At 60.5% G+C, this 15524-nt stretch carries 18 protein-coding genes; 8 read left to right on the top strand and 10 right to left on the bottom strand.

Features of this window, described 5'->3' with window-relative positions; translation table 11 throughout:
* Window positions 1-155: 155 nt before the first annotated feature.
* A complete protein-coding gene (locus tag KQ940_RS06705) occupies window positions 156-977 on the bottom strand; it encodes an HDOD domain-containing protein (protein ID WP_217412673.1) in 822 nt (273 codons plus the stop codon).
* 80 nt (window positions 978-1057) lie between these two features.
* On the opposite strand from KQ940_RS06705, the gene KQ940_RS06710 reads away from it, so the two are divergent.
* A complete protein-coding gene (locus tag KQ940_RS06710) occupies window positions 1058-1708 on the top strand; it encodes a tRNA-uridine aminocarboxypropyltransferase (protein ID WP_217412674.1) in 651 nt (216 codons plus the stop codon).
* Between the two features lie 57 nt (window positions 1709-1765).
* On the opposite strand, the gene secB is transcribed toward KQ940_RS06710, so the two are convergent.
* Genes secB through KQ940_RS06725 form a run of 3 tightly spaced genes read right to left on the bottom strand, consistent with a single transcriptional unit; the run spans window position 1766 to window position 2924 of the window.
* The gene (secB, locus tag KQ940_RS06715; RefSeq protein ID WP_217412675.1) at window positions 1766-2221 is read right to left on the bottom strand and encodes a protein-export chaperone SecB; all 456 of its coding nucleotides are present in this window, start codon (window positions 2219-2221) and stop codon (window positions 1766-1768) included.
* 14 nt (window positions 2222-2235) lie between these two features.
* Window positions 2236-2511: a glutaredoxin 3 gene (gene grxC / locus KQ940_RS06720; RefSeq protein ID WP_217412676.1), complete on the bottom strand. Its 276-nt coding sequence runs from the start codon at window positions 2509-2511 to the stop codon at window positions 2236-2238.
* Window positions 2511-2924: a rhodanese-like domain-containing protein gene (locus tag KQ940_RS06725; RefSeq protein WP_217412677.1), complete on the bottom strand. Its 414-nt coding sequence runs from the start codon at window positions 2922-2924 to the stop codon at window positions 2511-2513. The genes grxC and KQ940_RS06725 overlap by 1 nt, the downstream gene beginning before the upstream one ends.
* A gap of 187 nt (window positions 2925-3111) precedes the next feature.
* Here KQ940_RS06725 and gpmI point away from each other — a divergent pair, with 187 nt between their 5' ends.
* From gpmI to KQ940_RS06745, 4 genes are read left to right on the top strand one after another with little or no spacing between them, the layout of a single operon-like run.
* Window positions 3112-4662 (top strand): 2,3-bisphosphoglycerate-independent phosphoglycerate mutase, encoded by a 1551-nt coding sequence (gene gpmI, locus KQ940_RS06730; protein ID WP_217412678.1) that lies wholly within the window; start codon window positions 3112-3114, stop codon window positions 4660-4662.
* A 16-nt stretch (window positions 4663-4678) separates the two neighbouring features.
* The gene (locus KQ940_RS06735) at window positions 4679-5827 is read left to right on the top strand and encodes a murein hydrolase activator EnvC family protein (protein WP_217412679.1); all 1149 of its coding nucleotides are present in this window, start codon (window positions 4679-4681) and stop codon (window positions 5825-5827) included.
* A gap of 22 nt (window positions 5828-5849) precedes the next feature.
* Window positions 5850-7151 (top strand): S41 family peptidase, encoded by a 1302-nt coding sequence (locus KQ940_RS06740; RefSeq protein WP_217412680.1) that lies wholly within the window; start codon window positions 5850-5852, stop codon window positions 7149-7151.
* A gap of 5 nt (window positions 7152-7156) precedes the next feature.
* On the top strand, window positions 7157-7966 hold the full coding sequence (locus tag KQ940_RS06745; RefSeq protein WP_217412681.1) for a divergent polysaccharide deacetylase family protein: 810 nt from the start codon (window positions 7157-7159) through the stop codon (window positions 7964-7966).
* On the opposite strand, the gene KQ940_RS06750 is transcribed toward KQ940_RS06745, so the two are convergent.
* The 6 genes from KQ940_RS06750 to coaBC all read right to left on the bottom strand — a co-directional run bounded on the left by KQ940_RS06750 (window position 7950) and on the right by coaBC (window position 13976).
* Complete coding sequence (locus KQ940_RS06750) at window positions 7950-9146, bottom strand: CynX/NimT family MFS transporter (RefSeq protein ID WP_217412682.1); 1197 nt, start codon at window positions 9144-9146, stop codon at window positions 7950-7952. The two genes, KQ940_RS06745 and KQ940_RS06750, sit on opposite strands and share 17 nt — an antisense overlap.
* 188 nt (window positions 9147-9334) lie before the next feature.
* Entirely contained in the window at window positions 9335-9940 is a 606-nt protein-coding gene (gene slmA, locus KQ940_RS06755; RefSeq protein ID WP_188751432.1) for a nucleoid occlusion factor SlmA, read from the bottom strand.
* A 9-nt stretch (window positions 9941-9949) separates the two neighbouring features.
* Window positions 9950-10855: an acetylglutamate kinase gene (gene argB, locus KQ940_RS06760; protein ID WP_217412683.1), complete on the bottom strand. Its 906-nt coding sequence runs from the start codon at window positions 10853-10855 to the stop codon at window positions 9950-9952.
* Window positions 10856-10904: 49 nt separating this feature from the next.
* Entirely contained in the window at window positions 10905-12293 is a 1389-nt protein-coding gene (locus tag KQ940_RS06765; protein ID WP_217412684.1) for a phosphomannomutase/phosphoglucomutase, read from the bottom strand.
* 26 nt (window positions 12294-12319) lie between these two features.
* Window positions 12320-12781, bottom strand: coding sequence for a dUTP diphosphatase (gene dut, locus KQ940_RS06770; RefSeq protein ID WP_217412685.1), 462 nt, complete (start codon window positions 12779-12781; stop codon window positions 12320-12322).
* Window positions 12756-13976 carry a bifunctional phosphopantothenoylcysteine decarboxylase/phosphopantothenate--cysteine ligase CoaBC gene (gene coaBC, locus KQ940_RS06775; protein ID WP_217412686.1) on the bottom strand — a complete coding sequence of 407 codons (1221 nt, stop codon included), beginning with the start codon at window positions 13974-13976 and terminating at the stop codon, window positions 12756-12758. The genes dut and coaBC overlap by 26 nt, the downstream gene beginning before the upstream one ends.
* 121 nt (window positions 13977-14097) lie before the next feature.
* Here coaBC and radC point away from each other — a divergent pair, with 121 nt between their 5' ends.
* From radC to rpmG, 3 genes are all read left to right on the top strand, one after another.
* Window positions 14098-14772 (top strand): RadC family protein, encoded by a 675-nt coding sequence (radC, locus tag KQ940_RS06780; protein WP_217412687.1) that lies wholly within the window; start codon window positions 14098-14100, stop codon window positions 14770-14772.
* Window positions 14773-14997: 225 nt separating this feature from the next.
* Window positions 14998-15234 (top strand): 50S ribosomal protein L28, encoded by a 237-nt coding sequence (rpmB, locus tag KQ940_RS06785; RefSeq protein ID WP_036188265.1) that lies wholly within the window; start codon window positions 14998-15000, stop codon window positions 15232-15234.
* A gap of 13 nt (window positions 15235-15247) precedes the next feature.
* Window positions 15248-15415 (top strand): 50S ribosomal protein L33, encoded by a 168-nt coding sequence (rpmG, locus tag KQ940_RS06790; RefSeq protein WP_027854336.1) that lies wholly within the window; start codon window positions 15248-15250, stop codon window positions 15413-15415.
* Window positions 15416-15524 lie beyond the last annotated feature (109 nt).

Raw genomic sequence — 15524 nt, forward strand, 5'->3', positions numbered from 1 at the left:
AAACGCGTCATCGCCGATGGTAGTGTGGGGTCTCCCCATGTGAGAGTAGGTCATCGCCAGGCACCTAATGATCCCGAGAGGGAGTGAAGAACCCCAGTACCGCAAGGTGCTGGGGTTTTTTGTGTCGCAGCGTTGAAAAAGAAACGAAGCCTCCTTCAGGCTCCCATCTCTTCCAGCAGCTGTTCTTTGAAGTTTAGATAGTCGTAATCGCACACTGATAGGAAGCTTAGGGCGGGTTGCAAGCGAGAGAGCTCTTGTTTTGGCGCAATGCGCCAGTAGTAGCGGTATTCGGCACTGATATCCTGCGCCAATGTCAGCACCGCGAGAAGGTAGCGGCTGCGTTCATCTATCTCGATACGATCTGTCAGCGCTTCGTCAATTCGAGGCTGCAGGCGTATGGCATCGACTACGTACTGAGGCAGGAACCAGCGCTCTGCCATGCGGGCGCCGACTTGGAAGTGGTTAAAACCGAACAGCTCGGATTCCTGCTGTGCAAAATTGGCTGGATCAAGGTTGCCGGCGCTTTGTAGAAACTGCCGGTAGTCTGAAAACCCCTGAACCATCAATGGCAGGCCGCAGTCATGCAGCATGCCTAAGGTGTACGCATCGTCCTGATCAAGCTTTGCCAGGCGTTGGGAAATACTGACGGAAAGTGTTGCGACGTCCTTGGCGGTGTCCCAAAAGCGTTCGAGGCGTCCGGTCTTTTTCAGAGTGTTGCGTAAGATGGTGAGTCGCACCAAGTTAAAGATGCGCTCGAAGCCCAGCAGGCTCAGTGCGCGCTCAATGGACGTGACCGTTACCGCCAAACCGTAAAGTGGGCTATTCACCGCTTTCAGTATCGTAGAATAGAGCGCGACATCAGCCTTCAGCAGCTCCGCAACCCGCTTCTGGTTGGGCTGCTCGCGGGTAAGCTCAGTCGCTAGCTGCACAAGAATCTCGGGTTGTGGAGGGATGAGGGTGCTGAATTTCTGCTCCACCAAAGTACTCCTAGCGTCGCACTTGCTGCTAATTGAAAACGCAGTATAGTGCGCGGTAAATGCATTTTCAGTAGGTCTTTATGTGTATAGCCGAATCCCCGCCCCGTAGACCGTATCTAGCTCGTGGGGGCGGTGTTGAGCGTTGTGAGGCATGTAGACTGCCGACCGAGTCATGTATTTGTGAGCATCGCGCAGAGGTGGCGGCACAGTGCCAGTTTTGGCTGCTGATGCACCATAACGAGTTCTATAAACCCACCAATACTGGGCGACTTATTGCAGACTCGCTGGCAGGCACCCGAATATTCGAATGGTCGCGCACCGAGCCACCACAAGCGTTACTGGATGCCTTGAATGATCCGCGCTACGCGCCTTGTATCGTGTTTCCTGCAGGTGACGACTACCGGGATCGCATGATCGATGCGCCGGTTGATGACACACGTATCCCTGTATTTATCATCCTGGATGGTACCTGGCGCCAGGCGAGACGCATGTTTCGCCACAGCCGTTATCTACAGCATTTGCCGGTCATAGAACCCAAAACGCAACGGCTTTCACGCTATTCCCTGCGTCGGTCAACTGTCGATCATCATCTGTGTACCGCTGAGGTGGCGATTGCTCTGCTTGAGCAATTTAATGAGCAGGATGCGGCGGCACACCTGGAACGCTACTTCGATCGGTTCAATGGTGAATATTTTGAGTCGCGGCGAAAATGGGATATATCGCCGGGGTAACAGGGGGGGGCGGCCGGATCGGACCACAAAGGGGATCCGTTCCGGCGCATGTGGCGCTTAATGGGTTTCGCCAGCCTCTGCCTGAGCCTTCTGCAACTGCTGAGCGTAGAGTGCGTCAAAGTTGACCGGAGCCAGCATAAGCGCCGGGAAGCTGGCCTTGGACGCCAAATTGTCTATCGCTTCACGCGCATAGGGGAACAGCAGGTTGGGGCAGAACGCGCCCAGTGTGTGCTTGGTTTCCGCTTCGCCGAGGCCTGCTAGCAGGAAGATACCCGCCTGCTGTACTTCGACCAGGAACGCCGCTTCGCCTTCATTTTTGACGGTGACGGTCAGGGACAGTACGACTTCGAAGTGCTGGTCATCCAGCTTGTTGCTGCGTGTGTTGATGTCGAGGTTGACCTCAGGCTGCCAGGGCTTGGTGAAAACCTGGGGCGCAGCCGGTGTTTCCAGGGAAGCATCTTTGAGGTAGACACGCTTGAGGGCGAACTGAGGTTGAGTCTGGTTCTCGGACATCGGTATTTCCTTAGTTAATGGGTTACGGAGCTAGGCTCCGTCAGTAATGGATCCAACTGACCCTGCCGTTCGAGAGCAAACAGGTCATCGCAGCCGCCAATATGGGTGTCTCCGATGAATATCTGCGGAACGGTATGCGCACCGCCAGCGCGCTCACGCATCGTTTGACGCAGGCCTGGCGCGGTATCCACGTCGATGACGGTATATTCGACCCCCTTGTGGTCGAGCAACATCAGCGCACGGCGGCAGTATGGGCACCAGCGGGTGAGGTAGATTTCGATACTCGGCATCATTTAACGACCGGCATATTCTCGCCGCGCCACTCGGTCATACCACCGGAAAGGCGAACGGCTGATGTGTAGCCCGCAGCTTTCAGCTTCTTGGTTGCCGCACCGGCGGTTTGGCCCAGGTTGCAGACCACGATCACCGGTTTCTCCTTGTCGAATTTGAGCTCGCCGATACGGCGGTCCAGGTCGGCCAGGGGTACGTGCACGGCGCCGGTGATACGACCGGTGTCCCACTCTTTCTTGGAGCGGATATCGAGGACGGACGCGCCCTCTTTGTTGATCATACGTGTCGCCTCGGCTGGAGAGACTGAGCGACCGGACTTGCGGTTCTCGGTCCACAGCAGCATCGCCAGCGTTAAGCCCCAGGCTGCGATGAGGTAATAGTGTTGCGTAGCAAATTCAATCACACGATCCATAACAAGTCCGTAAACTGAGGGCTGTTCGATAAGCGGCCAAGTATACATGTGCAGAGTGCGGGGGATAAGCTTTGCTCAGGAAAATGCGCGTTTGCGGCCGCGCTGAGGTACACTAGCTCGACGTAATCTATGCTGCGAAACGGAATATCCGCTCCTAAATCCAACATAAATGAAATATTAAGTACCGATGACTGACGCACGCTCAACCAAAGCACTGATCATCCTCGACGGTTTTGGCGTCGAGTCCACCCCCTCTTCGGCAATTCAGGCGGCGAATACCCCGACCTGGGACAAGCTTCTGGCCAGCAAGCCCAATAGCCGTATTCACACCTCGGGTCTGGCTGTTGGGTTGCCGGAAGGCCAGATGGGTAACTCCGAAGTGGGCCATATGAATATTGGCGCGGGGCGGATCGTTTATCAGAATCTGACTCGCATCACCAAGGCGATAGAGGATGGGGATTTCTTCGAGAATGCCGTGTTGGTCGCCGCGATGGACAAGGCGATAAATGCCGGTCGAGCCGTACACCTGATGGGCCTGCTGTCACCGGGTGGTGTGCACAGTCATGAAGATCATATCTTCGCGCTCGCTGAAATGGCGGCCAAGCGTGGAGCCAAGGAGATCTATCTGCACGCGGTGCTGGATGGTCGCGATATGCCGCCCCGCTCTGCCGAGCCCTCGATCGCCGCCGCGGAAACCAAGTTTCGTGAACTGGGGGTGGGGGCCATCGCCACGGTTGTCGGCCGCTACTACGCGATGGACCGTGACAATCGCTGGGATCGTGTGGAGCTGGCCTATAACGCCATGACCACGGGTGAGGCGCCCCAGCATGCGCAGTCGGCGCAACAGGCATTGGCGGAAGCCTATGTGCGCGATGAGAACGACGAGTTTGTCACGGCAACGGTGATCACCGACATGGCCGGGCACCCCAAGGGGCTGGTGAAGGATGGCGATACCGTCATCTGCGCCAATTTCCGTCCCGACCGCTCGCGGGAGATAACCCGCTGTTTCGTTGAAGATCAGTTCGACGGCTTTGAGCGCAAGACCCGCCCTGCACTGGCCGACTACGTGATGATGACCGAATATGCGGCGTCTATTCCGGCCAGTTGTGCCTATCCGCCGGCCAAGATCAGCAACGGCCTCGGCGAATACCTCTCTTCGTTGGGCAAAACTCAACTGCGGATTGCCGAGACCGAGAAGTACGCCCACGTCACCTTCTTCTTCAATGGCGGTGAAGAGGCGGTCTACCCCGGAGAAGAGCGGATTCTTGTGCCCTCGCCGCAGGTGGCAACCTACGATCTGAAGCCAGAGATGAGTGCGCCCGAGGTCACCGATAAGTTGGTCGAGGCGATCCTCAGTCGCAGGTTCGACCTGATCGTGTGTAACTTCGCCAATGGCGACATGGTGGGGCATACCGGCAAGTTCGATGCAGCGGTCAAGGCGGTGGAGACCCTGGACCAGTGTCTGACTCGGGTATTGGCTGCGATGGCCGAGGTGGAGGGCGAAACACTGATCACCGCCGACCACGGCAATGTGGAACTGATGGTTAACCCGGATAGCGGTGAGCCGCATACCTCGCATACCAGCTGGCCGGTCGCGCTGATCTATGATGGCCCGAGGGCAGACAGTCTGAGCCTTGATGACGGCGCCCTGTGCGATCTGGCACCGACGCTTCTGGCATTGCTCGGACTTGAGGCTCCCGCCGAGATGACCGGCAAAAGCCTGGTTCACCTAAGCTAAGGGCGACTGCCGCTGAATGCGATTATTGCTGACAGCTCTGATTCTGCTGATGTCGCTGCCCCTCTTGATGGAGGCAGTGGCGGCGACCGACGCTGAGAAACAGGCGACCGAGGCGCAGATCAAGACACTGCAGCGGGAGATTGGCCAACTGCAGAAAGGTATTGGCCAGCAGCAGGGTGAGCAGCAGAAGCTGGAGCAGGCGCTACGCGAGAGTGAGAAGCGGATCGGTGAGGTCAGTGCCCAACTGAGAGAGCTGAACAGCGAACTGCAGGGGCTTGATGCCGACCTGGGCGCCATTAACCAGCGTCAGGCCGAGCTGGAGCGGCAACTGGCAGCCGGCGCCGAGCGAGTGCGGGAGCAGTTGCGTGCCCAGTATCGTGAAGGCCGCCAGCCGCAGCTGCAACTGATGCTGAGCGAGCAGGACCCAGCCCGGGTCGAGCGGCTGCTGTACTACTATGACCTTATGAATGCCAAGCTGGTGGAACAGCTTCGTGTCTATCGCACCCAGCTTGCCGCCCTGGCATCGACCCGCGATCAAGCTGCTTCCACCAGTGATCGGATAGTGCAAAAGCGGGAGGCGCTGGAGCAGCAACAGCGGCAACTGACCCAGGCCCGTGAGGCGCGCGCATCCTCCCTTGCCAAGATCAAAGCCTCTCTGCAGGAGGATCGTCAGCGTCTGGCCAGCCTCGAGTCGAACCGTAAACAGCTGGAGTCGTTGCTGGCCAAGATCGTCGAGTCGATCAAGCGCGCCAAGCTGGAAACCGCCGATCAGGCGTTCGCTTCGCTGAAGGGCAAGTTGGCCTGGCCGCTGGAAGGAAAAGTCGTGCGCCGCTTCGGCGAAAAGGTTAACGGCTTGCCCTACGAGGGGATACTGATCGAGTCCGGTGTCGGGCATGAGGTCCACGCGGTACACGGGGGGCGCGTGGTGTTCGCCGATTGGCTGCGCGGATACGGTCAGCTGTTGATCATCGATCATGGGGACGGTTTTATGAGTTTGTATGGACACAACCAGAGTCTGCTGCGCGATACCGGTAGCTGGGTTCGTCCGGGCGCGTTGATTGCCACCACCGGTGAGAGTGGCGGTTATGAACAGGCGGGGCTCTATTTCGCCATCCGCCATCGTGGCCGGTCGATCGACCCGGGTCCTTGGCTGTCGCGCCGTTGATATTCACCTCAAGGATAATGCTATGAAGCTGATCGCCAATCTGAAACAGACCTCTCTTATGTTTGCGCTCAGTACATCGCTTGCGCTGCCGGTACTGGGCTGGGGGGCGGAACCCGATGCCGAGCAGCAGGAGCCCGTAGCGGCACTGCCGCTGGAAGAGTTGCGCATGTTCGCCGAAGTATACGGACGGATAAAGGATGCCTATGTCGAACCCGTGGATGACCGGGAGCTGCTGCAGGACGCCATTCGCGGCATGCTGGCGGGGCTCGATCCGCACTCCAGCTATCTTGAGCCGGAGGCATTCGATAGCCTGCAGGTGCACACCAGCGGAGAGTTCGGCGGCCTCGGTATCGAAGTTGGCATGGAGGATGGTTTTGTTCGCGTCATCGCGCCGATCGACGACACCCCGGCACAGCGCGCCGGCATCAAGGCCGGCGATCTGATCATCAAGATCGACGATATGCCGATGCAGGGACTCGGGCTGAACGAAGCGGTGGAGATGATGCGCGGTGAGATTGGCAGCGAGATCCGTCTGACCATCGTGCGTGATGGCGTTGAAAAGCCGTTCGAGGTCAAGCTGGTACGCGATGCCATCAAGGTCGTCAGCGTCAAACACAAGCTGCTCGAGCCCGGTTATGGCTATCTGCGCATTACTCAGTTCCAGCTTAATACCGCCGCTGACCTGCGCAAGGCTCTGGCCGGCATGGGCGAGGAGCAGCCGCTGAAGGGGCTGGTCCTGGATCTGCGCAACAACCCAGGCGGCGTATTGCAGGCCGCGGTCGATGTGGTCGATACCTTCATCGATGAGGGGCTGGTGGTATATACCGAGGGACGCCTGCCCAGCTCCCAACTCAAATTCAGCGCCACCAGTGAAACGCCGGCTCCCACCCTGCCCCTGGTGGTGCTGATCAACGGCGGTTCCGCGTCCGCATCGGAGATCGTGGCCGGAGCGTTGCAGGATCACCATCGCGCCGTGCTGATGGGCACCAACAGTTTCGGCAAGGGCTCGGTGCAGACGGTGCTGCCCCTGGGCAGCGACCGCGGCCTGAAACTGACGACGGCGCGCTACTTCACCCCGAAAGGGCGCTCGATACAGGCCCAGGGCATACAGCCCGATCTGATGGTCGAGGAGGGGCGGTTGACGGAGGTGGTCCATGACGACTTCATCAAGGAGCGTGACCTGGCCGGTCATCTCGAAAATGGCGGGGTCATGGAGCAGGTCAAGAATGGTGATAACGGGCTCGCTGAGCGTGATTTCCAGCTCTATCAGGCGCTGAATCTGCTCAAGGCGCTCAATATCGTTTCCAGCGGTAACCAGGATTAGGAGCGATGAAGCGCCTGCTGATCGGCCTGCTGATCGGCCTGGTTGCCGGTGGCGTGGCGGCATCCGAGCAGACGCTCTGGCGCCTGCAGGGGCCGAAAATGGTGCTGATCATCGATGATCTCGGCACCAACCTGCCTCTGGGGCAGGCGGCCCTGGCGCTGCCGGGGCCGATCACCTATGCGGTGCTGCCGCTTACCCCCCACTCGCGCCGTTTGAGCGCGGAAGCGGAGCGCATGGGCAAGGAGGTGATCCTGCATGCGCCGATGGCTAACCTGCACCAGTTGAAACTGGGCCCCGGTGCGCTGACCTTGGCGCAGAGCAAGCAGCAACTGCAGGCGACGTTGCGGGCGGATCTGGATGCGGTACCCGAAGCGATCGGCATCAACAACCATATGGGCAGTCTGATGACCCAGCGTGCCGAGCCGATGACCTGGGTAATGGAGGTGCTGCGCGAGCGCGGCCTGTTCTTCATCGACAGTCGGACCACGGCGCAAACCCGAGCTTACGAAAGCGCGTTACGCGCCGGCATCCCCGCGCTTGAGCGTGATGTATTTCTTGATAATGAGCGCAACACCGCGGCGATCGAGGCTCAGTTCCTGCGCGCCGTCGAGTTGGCCAAGCGTCAGGGCAGCGTGGTTGTGATTGGGCACCCCTATCCGGAAACGGTTGGCTTCCTGGCCCAGGCGCTGCCCGCGCTGGGCGAATATGGAATCACGCTGATGTCGGCATCCGCCTACCTGGCTGAGCAGCAGGACGCCGTGCGACGCCAGTTGGCGAGGGTGCGGGCGCAGACCGAGGTCAGGCCTGGCCAATAGTGCCCGCTTTCCCCGCCATCAGTCCCATCAGGCACTGAATACACTGCAGCACAATCAGCAGCGCGATGGCATAGAACCAGCTGCCGCTTAGGTCGTTCAGCGTGCCGATCAGCAGTGGCCCTGCTGCTGCAATCAGATAGCCCACCGACTGCGCCATCGCCGACAGGGCGACCGCCTGTGTCGTACTGTCCGTGCGTAGTGCGAACAGGGTCAATGCAAGGCTCAAAGCCGCGCCGCCACTTACCCCGATCAGGCATGACCAGAGCAGTGGAGCCTGGCTTGGCGCCAGTATAAGTCCCGTCAGCCCCGCAACCCCCAGCAGGGCGATGATCAGGACCAGCGCGCGCTGGTCCCTGAGTCGGGTTGCCAGCAGCGGAGTCACCAGGCTGGCCGGGATACCGGCGAGGTTGACAAGCGCCGCGGCGACGCCGGCATGCGCATCGCTGAGACCGCTGTCGATCAGCATGTTCGGCAGCCAGGTGATCACCGAGTAGAAACTGGTCGACTGCAGTCCCATGAAGCCGGTTATCGCCCAGGCGCGACCGTTGCGCCAGAGGCTGACCTGCGCCGTTTGCGGCGGCCTGTAGGTGCGGCTGTGCACCCGTAGTAGATAGAGCCAGGGCAGGATGCACAGCGGCGGCAGGATGGCCCAGAGCATCATCGGGGCGCGCCAGTTGTCGAACATATCGCGCAGCGGCACCGCAAGATATACACCGAGTCCCGCGCCCATGCCCAGGGTGACGGTGTACAGCCCGGTCATGACACCGGGATGGCGCGGAAAATAGCCTTTTACCAGACCGGGAATCAGTACGTTAAGCAGGGCGATGGCTGCTCCCAGCAGCAGAGTGCCGGCCAGAATCAGCGGAAACGCCGAGGTAATGCGCATTAGCGCACCGCCACTGATCAACAGCAGACCGATAATGACCAGCTGTGGCGGTTCCAGACGTCGCGCCAGCATCGGTACCAGGGAGGATACGACACCGAAGCAGATCAGTGGCAGGGTGGTCAGCATGCTGAACTGACTGGCGTTGAACCCCAGGCTGGCCCGAATATCCTCGACCAGAGGCCCTACCACCACAATACCGCCGCGAAGATTGGCGGCGGTGAGCAGGATTGCGGTTATGGCGATGGCAAACGCCAGCGGGCGACCATCGAATGGGCCTTTGAACGGTTCCGACATCTCTGTTCCTTATTTTGTCCCCGATTCGTGCCATGGGTGTATCCGGCACGATTTTGCGACGACAAGAGTAACCGTTATTACACTTTCAGGGTAGGCCTGTAGTGGCCTGTATCGGAGGATGAAAACGAATCCCGTGGGAGCAGCGTTAAGGTGTGAGGGCACCTTTGCGGTGCCCGGCGTTTGCGGTATCAGCCCTGACGGAACAGGCCCTGTGCCAGTCGAGCCCACTGTTCCGGCCAGAACTCGGTGGGACGGCGTTTGAACTCGCTGCGCACGAACTGGCGAATTCGGCCCTCCGCGGTGGCCAGAATCAGGTTGGCCGCGGAGCCTGCCGGGATCTCGGTACGCAGACCTTCGCGCACCTCAGCTTCACGCATGATCTGCTTGAGCTGGGTTTCCAGCCGTTCGAACAGCTGGTTGACCCGGGTGCGCAGGCGCTCGGTTTCGCCGGACAGCGCATCGCCGGTGAGGATGCGGGCCATGCCCGGATTCTTTTCCACGAAGGCCAGCAGCAGGGTCAGGATCTGCTCGCACTGGCGCTTGCCGCCAGCGTCGGAACCTACGATCAGGTTGACACGCGAGAACAGGGTGTCCTCGATGAAGCCGATCAGCCCTTCGAACATACGCGCCTTGCTCGGGAAGTGGCGGTAGAGCGCCGCCTCCGAAACGCCCACTTCTCGGGCCAGGGCGGCGGTGGTGATACGCTGCCCCGGGTTGACCTCCAGCATCTGGGCCAGGGACTGCAGGATCTGCTCGCGGCGTGAGACCTTCTGTTCCAGCTGTTGTTCGCTCATCCGCCGTCCTTAGCCCAGGCTTTTGTTGGTGATCAGGGTACCGACACCGACGTCGGTGAAGATCTCCAGCAGGCAGGAGTGTTCGACCCGGCCGTCGATGATATGGGCACTGGTGACACCGCTCTTCACGGCACTGAGGGCGCAACCGATCTTTGGCAGCATGCCACCGTAGATGGTGCCATCCTCGATCAGATCGTCCACCTGGCGGGTGGACAGGCCGGTCAGCACCTTGCCCTCCTTGTCCAAGAGGCCGGCGATATTGGTCAGCAGAATCAGTTTTTCCGCCTGCATTACCTCGGCCACCTTGCCTGCCACCAGATCGGCGTTGATGTTGTAGGAGTCGCCGTTCTCGTCAACGCCGATCGGCGCAATGACCGGGATGAAGTCGGAGTTGACCAGCATATCCAGCACCTTGACGTTGACCTTCTCGACCTCGCCGACATGGCCGATATCGATGATCTCCGGCGCTTCCATCTCCGGCGTCTTGTGCTTGACCTTGAGCTTGCGTGCACGCAGCAGTTCGCCATCCTTGCCGGTGAGGCCGATCGCCTTGCCGCCGGCGGCGTTGATCAGGCCGACGATCTCCTTGTTGACCATGCCGCCGAGCACCATCTCGACCACGTCCATGGTCGCCTCGTCGGTGACGCGCATGCCGTTGATGAAGTGCGACTGGATATTCAGCTTGTCCAGCAGGTCGCCGATCTGCGGGCCGCCGCCGTGGACCACGATCGGGTTGATGCCGATCAGTTTCATCATCACGATGTCGCGGGCGAAGCTGGCCTTGAGCTTCTCATCGGTCATGGCGTTGCCGCCATACTTGATCACCAGCGTCTTGCCGACGAAACGCTGGATATAGGGCATCGCTTCGGACAGCACCTTGGCTGTAGAGATCGCCTGGTCACGGGTCAGGGGCATAGTTCTCGTCCTTTTGTCTTGGGTTACCGCGTTGGCTCACGCACTCGACTTATTCACTGGGAATGTCGAGGCTGGCATCAACGCTGTGCAAACGGGTCTGAAATTCGTTACGGATGCGCGCCAGCGCGGCCTCGGTTTCGGCTTCGAAGCGCAGTACCAGCACCGGCGTGGTGTTGGAGGCGCGCACCAGGCCCCAGCCATCAGCATAGTCCACACGCACGCCGTCGATACGGCAGGCGTCACCGCCGGGGAAGTCGAGCTGCTGCAGCGCTTCGACGATCTGGAACTTGTTCGCTTCGGTGACCTGGATATTGATCTCCGGCGTACTCAGATCCTCCGGATAGGCGCTGAAGATTGTGTCGGCGCTTTCCTCGCGCTTGGCCAGGATCTCAAGCAGGCGCACGGCGCTGTACAGGCCGTCGTCGAAACCGTACCAGCGCTCCTTGAAGAAGATATGGCCGCTCATCTCACCGGCCAACAGTGCGCCGCACGCCTTCATCTGGCGCTTGATCAGCGAGTGGCCGGTCTTCCACATGGTCGGCTTGCCGCCGGCCTGGGCGATCACCTGCGGCAGCAGGCGCGAGCATTTAACGTCGAACAGGATCTCGGCGCCGGGGTTGCGCGAGATCACATCCTCGGCGAACAGCATCATCACCCGGTCCGGGTAGACCACCTTGCCTTTTTCGGTGACCACGCCGACCCGGTCGCCGTCGCCGTCAAAGGCCAGACCGAGATCGGCGCCGGTTTCGGCCACCTTGGCGATCACGTCCTGCAGGTTCTTCAGCTTGCCCGGATCCGGATGGTGGTTGGGGAAGGTGCCGTCCACGTCGCAGAACAGCGGGATGATCTCGACGCCCAGGCGCTGGATCAGCTCCGGAGCGAGAATACCGGGGATACCGTTACCGCAGTCGACCACCACCTTGAGCGGGCGGCTGACATGTACATCGCCGGTGATGCGCTGCAGGTAGGCTTCCGCTACGTCCTCTTCACGGCGCGAGCCCTTGCCTTCGCTGTAGTCGCGCTGCTCGATGCGTGCTCGCAGGCCCTGGATCTCGTCGCCGGACAGGGTGTGGCCGGAGAGCATCATCTTGAAGCCGTTGTAATCGGATGGGTTGTGGCTGCCGGTGATCATGATGCCGGTCTGGTGCGCGCGCTGATGGGCGGCGAAATAGAGCACCGGGGTCGGTACATAGCCGATATCGATGACGTCACAGCCGCCATCGCGCAGTCCTTCGGTCAGCACCTCCTTCAGTCGAGGGCCGGACAGGCGGCCGTCGGCGCCGACCACCACCTCGCCGATGCCCAGGGCGTGGGCGCTGGCCGCAAACGCGCGGCCCAGGTGATAGACCAGCGGTTCGGTCAGCGACTCGCCGACGATACCGCGGATGTCATAGGCGCGGAAAACGCCGGCATCGAATGTGTCGAGTTCAAAGCTCATAACGGGCTCCTTGCAGTCTGTTCGAATCAGTGGCGGCCAGAGGAGCCGAAGCCGCCGTCACCGCGATCGCTGTCGGTGAACTCCTCGACCACCTCGAAGTCCGCCTGCACAACCGGTACCAGTACCATCTGTGCGATACGCTCACCCGGCTCGACGGAAAAGGTGGTGTGGCCGCGGTTCCAGCAGGAGACGAACAGCTGGCCCTGATAATCGGAGTCGATCAGGCCGACCAGGTTGCCCAGCACGATACCGTGCTTATGCCCCAGACCGGAGCGCGGCAGAATCATCGCGCACAGGTTCGGGTCTTCGATGTGGATCGCCAGACCGGTGGGGATCAGTTCGGTCTGCCCCGGCTCCAGCGTGATCGCCTGGTCCAGGCAGGCGCGCAGGTCCAGCCCGGCGGAGCCTTCGGTGGCGTAGGCGGGCAGCGGGAACTGCTCGCCGATACGGGAATCGAGAATCTTAACCTGTAGTTTTTGTTTGCTCATTGAGATGTCTGGCTATCCGGTTGATCAGCTGGCGGGCCAGCTGCTGTTTATGGGTCTGGGGCAGGGTCTCGACACTGTCAGGCCCTACCAGGGTGACGGCGTTCTCGTCGCTGTTGAAGCCGATGCCGGGCGCGGAGACATCGTTGGCCACGATCAGGTCCAACCTCTTGCGGGCCAGCTTGTCCTGGGCGTAGGCCACCACATCGCGGGTCTCGGCGGCAAAGCCGACGGTAAAGGGGCGATTCTCGGATGAGGCGACGGTAGCGACGATATCCGGGTTCTTGACCAGGTGCAGCTCCATGATCTCCTCGCTGCCCTTCTTGATCTTGTGCTCGGCCACCGACACCGGTCGATAGTCGGCGACCGCCGCGGCGGCGATAAACAGATCGCACTCGGCTAGCCCCTCCAGCGAGGCGTTCAGCATCTGCTGGGCGCTCTCGACCTGTACGCACTGGACCCGGTCGGGCACGGCGATACTGACCGGTCCCGAGATCAGGCGCACCCGCGCGCCGGCATCGCGTGCCGCTTCGGCCAGGGCGTAGCCCATCTTGCCGGAACTGTGGTTGGAGATATAACGCACCGGATCCAGCGCCTCGCGGGTGGGGCCGGCGGTGATATATACGGTGCGACCGCTCAGGGCCAGGGTTTCGAACTGATCCGACGCCAGCTCGGCCAGCTCGACCGGCTCCAGCATCCGGCCCGGGCCAGTATCGCCGCACGCTTGTTCGCCCACGCCGGGGCCAAAAATCTTAACGCCGATGCTGGCTTTTAACTTATCCACATTCTGCTGGGTACGGGGGTCGCGCCACATCGCCTGGTTCATCGCCGGCGCCAGGCAGATAGGTGCATCGCTGGCCAGGCACAGGGTTGTGAGCAGGTCATCGCCCATACCGGCGGCCAGACGGGCGATGAAATCGGCGCTGGCCGGTGCGACCAGAATCAGATCGGCCCACTTGGCCAGCTCGATATGCCCCATGCCGGCTTCGGCTTCGGGGTTGAGCAGTTGCAGGTGGACCGGATTGCCCGACAGCGCCTGCAGCGTCAGCGGGGTGATGAACTCGGTGGCGGCCGGTGTCATGACCACGCGGACATCGGCACCGGCCCCCTTGAACAGTCGGGTCAGCTCGGCACTCTTGTAGGCCGCGATGCCGCCGGTGATACCCAATAAAATCCGGCGGTTAGTAAGTCTGTGCATACCCTGTGTATCCGATGATAGCTGGATGATCTGGTGGGCTGAATGAGCGCTTTAAGATACCATCTTGGCACTGCATTGCGTAGTGTGGAACGATGACATGATGGCCACAAGGAGGTGGACAATGGCGATATCAGACTGGCCGGCGCAGGAGCGGCCAAGGGAAAAACTGCTGGTAAAGGGGGCGGCATCGCTCTCCGATGCCGAGCTGCTGGCGATCTTTCTGCGCACCGGGGTCAAGGGCAAGAGTGCGGTGGATCTGGCGCGCGAGCTGCTGAACCGCTTTGGCGGCTTGCGGCCGCTGATGGAGGCCTCGCAGCCTCAGTTCTGCTCCGCGCTGGGCCTGGGTCAGGCCAAATATGTACAGTTGCAGGCGGTGATGGAGATGTCGCGTCGACATCTGGCCGCACAGCTGGAGCGGGGATCGGCACTGGAGAGTCCGCAGGCGGTGCGGCAATACCTGGCAGCGCAGCTGCGCCATGAAAACCGGGAGGTGTTTGCCTGTCTGCTGCTGGACAACCGGCATCGGGTGATCCGCTACGAGGCGCTGTTTTTCGGCACCATCAATGCGGCCAGTGTCTATCCCCGCGAGGTGGTGGCGCTGGCGCTTCGCCATCAGGCCGCGGCGATGATACTGGCACACAACCACCCCTCGGGTGTGGCCGAGCCCTCCCAGGCGGACCGGCAGATTACCGACCAGTTGGTGCGGGCACTGGCGCTGGTCGAGGTGCGGGTGCTCGATCATCTGGTGGTGGGGGATGGCGAGAGCGTCTCCTTTGCCGAGCGCGGCTGGCTTTAAAGACTGACCGCCGCCGCTTCATGCCTTGCATGGGGACTGGTGATTAAATAGACAAAAGGCTGGTGCTTGCCACTGGATATCTGTATTATACGCGGCCTTCTGTCCCGTAATGGTACGGTATTCAGTTCGGTTTATTGGACGCTCCGCCTGAGAGAGTTGCTGCACCGCTCTCGATAAACATCGGACAGAGGTTAATAGAGAACCCCTAGATTAAGGTTTAAAACAATGTCTCGAGTTTGCATGGTAACGGGCAAAGGCCCGGTAACCGGAAACAACGTTTCCCACTCTCAGCGCAAGACGCGTCGTCGCTTCCTGCCGAACCTGCACTGGCACCGCTTCTGGGTTGAGAGCGAAAACCGTTTCGTACGTCTGCGTGTCTCCTCCAAGGGCATGCGTATCATCGACAAGAAGGGCATCGACACAGTTCTGACCGAACTGCGTGCCCGCGGCGAGAAAGTCTGAGGAGATTTGAATCATGGCTAAAGGCGCACGCGAGAAGATCCGCCTGGTATCCTCTGCCGGTACCGGTCACTTCTACACCACCGACAAGAACAAGCGTAACACTCCGGACAAGTTCGAATTCAAGAAATACGACCCGGTTGTTCGCAAGCACGTCATCTACAAGGAAGCCAAGATCAAGTAATTGATCGCCGCTCCCTGATCGCCTGATCATCCACTGGTCAGGCAGGGTCGACAGGCGCTTCGTGCTATCGATCCAAAGCTAAAAGATCCGGAATCCTCCCAGGGTTCCG

Origin of the sequence: Marinobacterium ramblicola, from assembly GCF_019084545.1 — a bacterium.
Classification (GTDB): domain Bacteria; phylum Pseudomonadota; class Gammaproteobacteria; order Pseudomonadales; family Balneatricaceae; genus Marinobacterium_D; species Marinobacterium_D ramblicola.

Bases quoted from the DNA above. Each gene is read 5' to 3' on its own strand.
- KQ940_RS06710 (WP_217412674.1), top strand. From the start codon at position 1,058: ATGTGTATAGCCGAATCCCCGCCCCGTAGACCGTATCTAGCTCGTGGG.
- secB (WP_217412675.1), bottom strand. From the start codon at position 2,221: ATGTCCGAGAACCAGACTCAACCTCAGTTCGCCCTCAAGCGTGTCTAC.
- grxC (WP_217412676.1), bottom strand. From the start codon at position 2,511: ATGCCGAGTATCGAAATCTACCTCACCCGCTGGTGCCCATACTGCCGC.
- KQ940_RS06725 (WP_217412677.1), bottom strand. From the start codon at position 2,924: ATGGATCGTGTGATTGAATTTGCTACGCAACACTATTACCTCATCGCA.
- gpmI (WP_217412678.1), top strand. From the start codon at position 3,112: ATGACTGACGCACGCTCAACCAAAGCACTGATCATCCTCGACGGTTTT.
- KQ940_RS06735 (WP_217412679.1), top strand. From the start codon at position 4,679: ATGCGATTATTGCTGACAGCTCTGATTCTGCTGATGTCGCTGCCCCTC.
- KQ940_RS06740 (WP_217412680.1), top strand. From the start codon at position 5,850: ATGAAGCTGATCGCCAATCTGAAACAGACCTCTCTTATGTTTGCGCTC.
- KQ940_RS06745 (WP_217412681.1), top strand. From the start codon at position 7,157: ATGAAGCGCCTGCTGATCGGCCTGCTGATCGGCCTGGTTGCCGGTGGC.
- KQ940_RS06750 (WP_217412682.1), bottom strand. From the start codon at position 9,146: ATGTCGGAACCGTTCAAAGGCCCATTCGATGGTCGCCCGCTGGCGTTT.
- slmA (WP_188751432.1), bottom strand. From the start codon at position 9,940: ATGAGCGAACAACAGCTGGAACAGAAGGTCTCACGCCGCGAGCAGATC.
- argB (WP_217412683.1), bottom strand. From the start codon at position 10,855: ATGCCCCTGACCCGTGACCAGGCGATCTCTACAGCCAAGGTGCTGTCC.
- KQ940_RS06765 (WP_217412684.1), bottom strand. From the start codon at position 12,293: ATGAGCTTTGAACTCGACACATTCGATGCCGGCGTTTTCCGCGCCTAT.
- dut (WP_217412685.1), bottom strand. From the start codon at position 12,781: ATGAGCAAACAAAAACTACAGGTTAAGATTCTCGATTCCCGTATCGGC.
- coaBC (WP_217412686.1), bottom strand. From the start codon at position 13,976: ATGCACAGACTTACTAACCGCCGGATTTTATTGGGTATCACCGGCGGC.
- radC (WP_217412687.1), top strand. From the start codon at position 14,098: ATGGCGATATCAGACTGGCCGGCGCAGGAGCGGCCAAGGGAAAAACTG.
- rpmB (WP_036188265.1), top strand. From the start codon at position 14,998: ATGTCTCGAGTTTGCATGGTAACGGGCAAAGGCCCGGTAACCGGAAAC.
- rpmG (WP_027854336.1), top strand. From the start codon at position 15,248: ATGGCTAAAGGCGCACGCGAGAAGATCCGCCTGGTATCCTCTGCCGGT.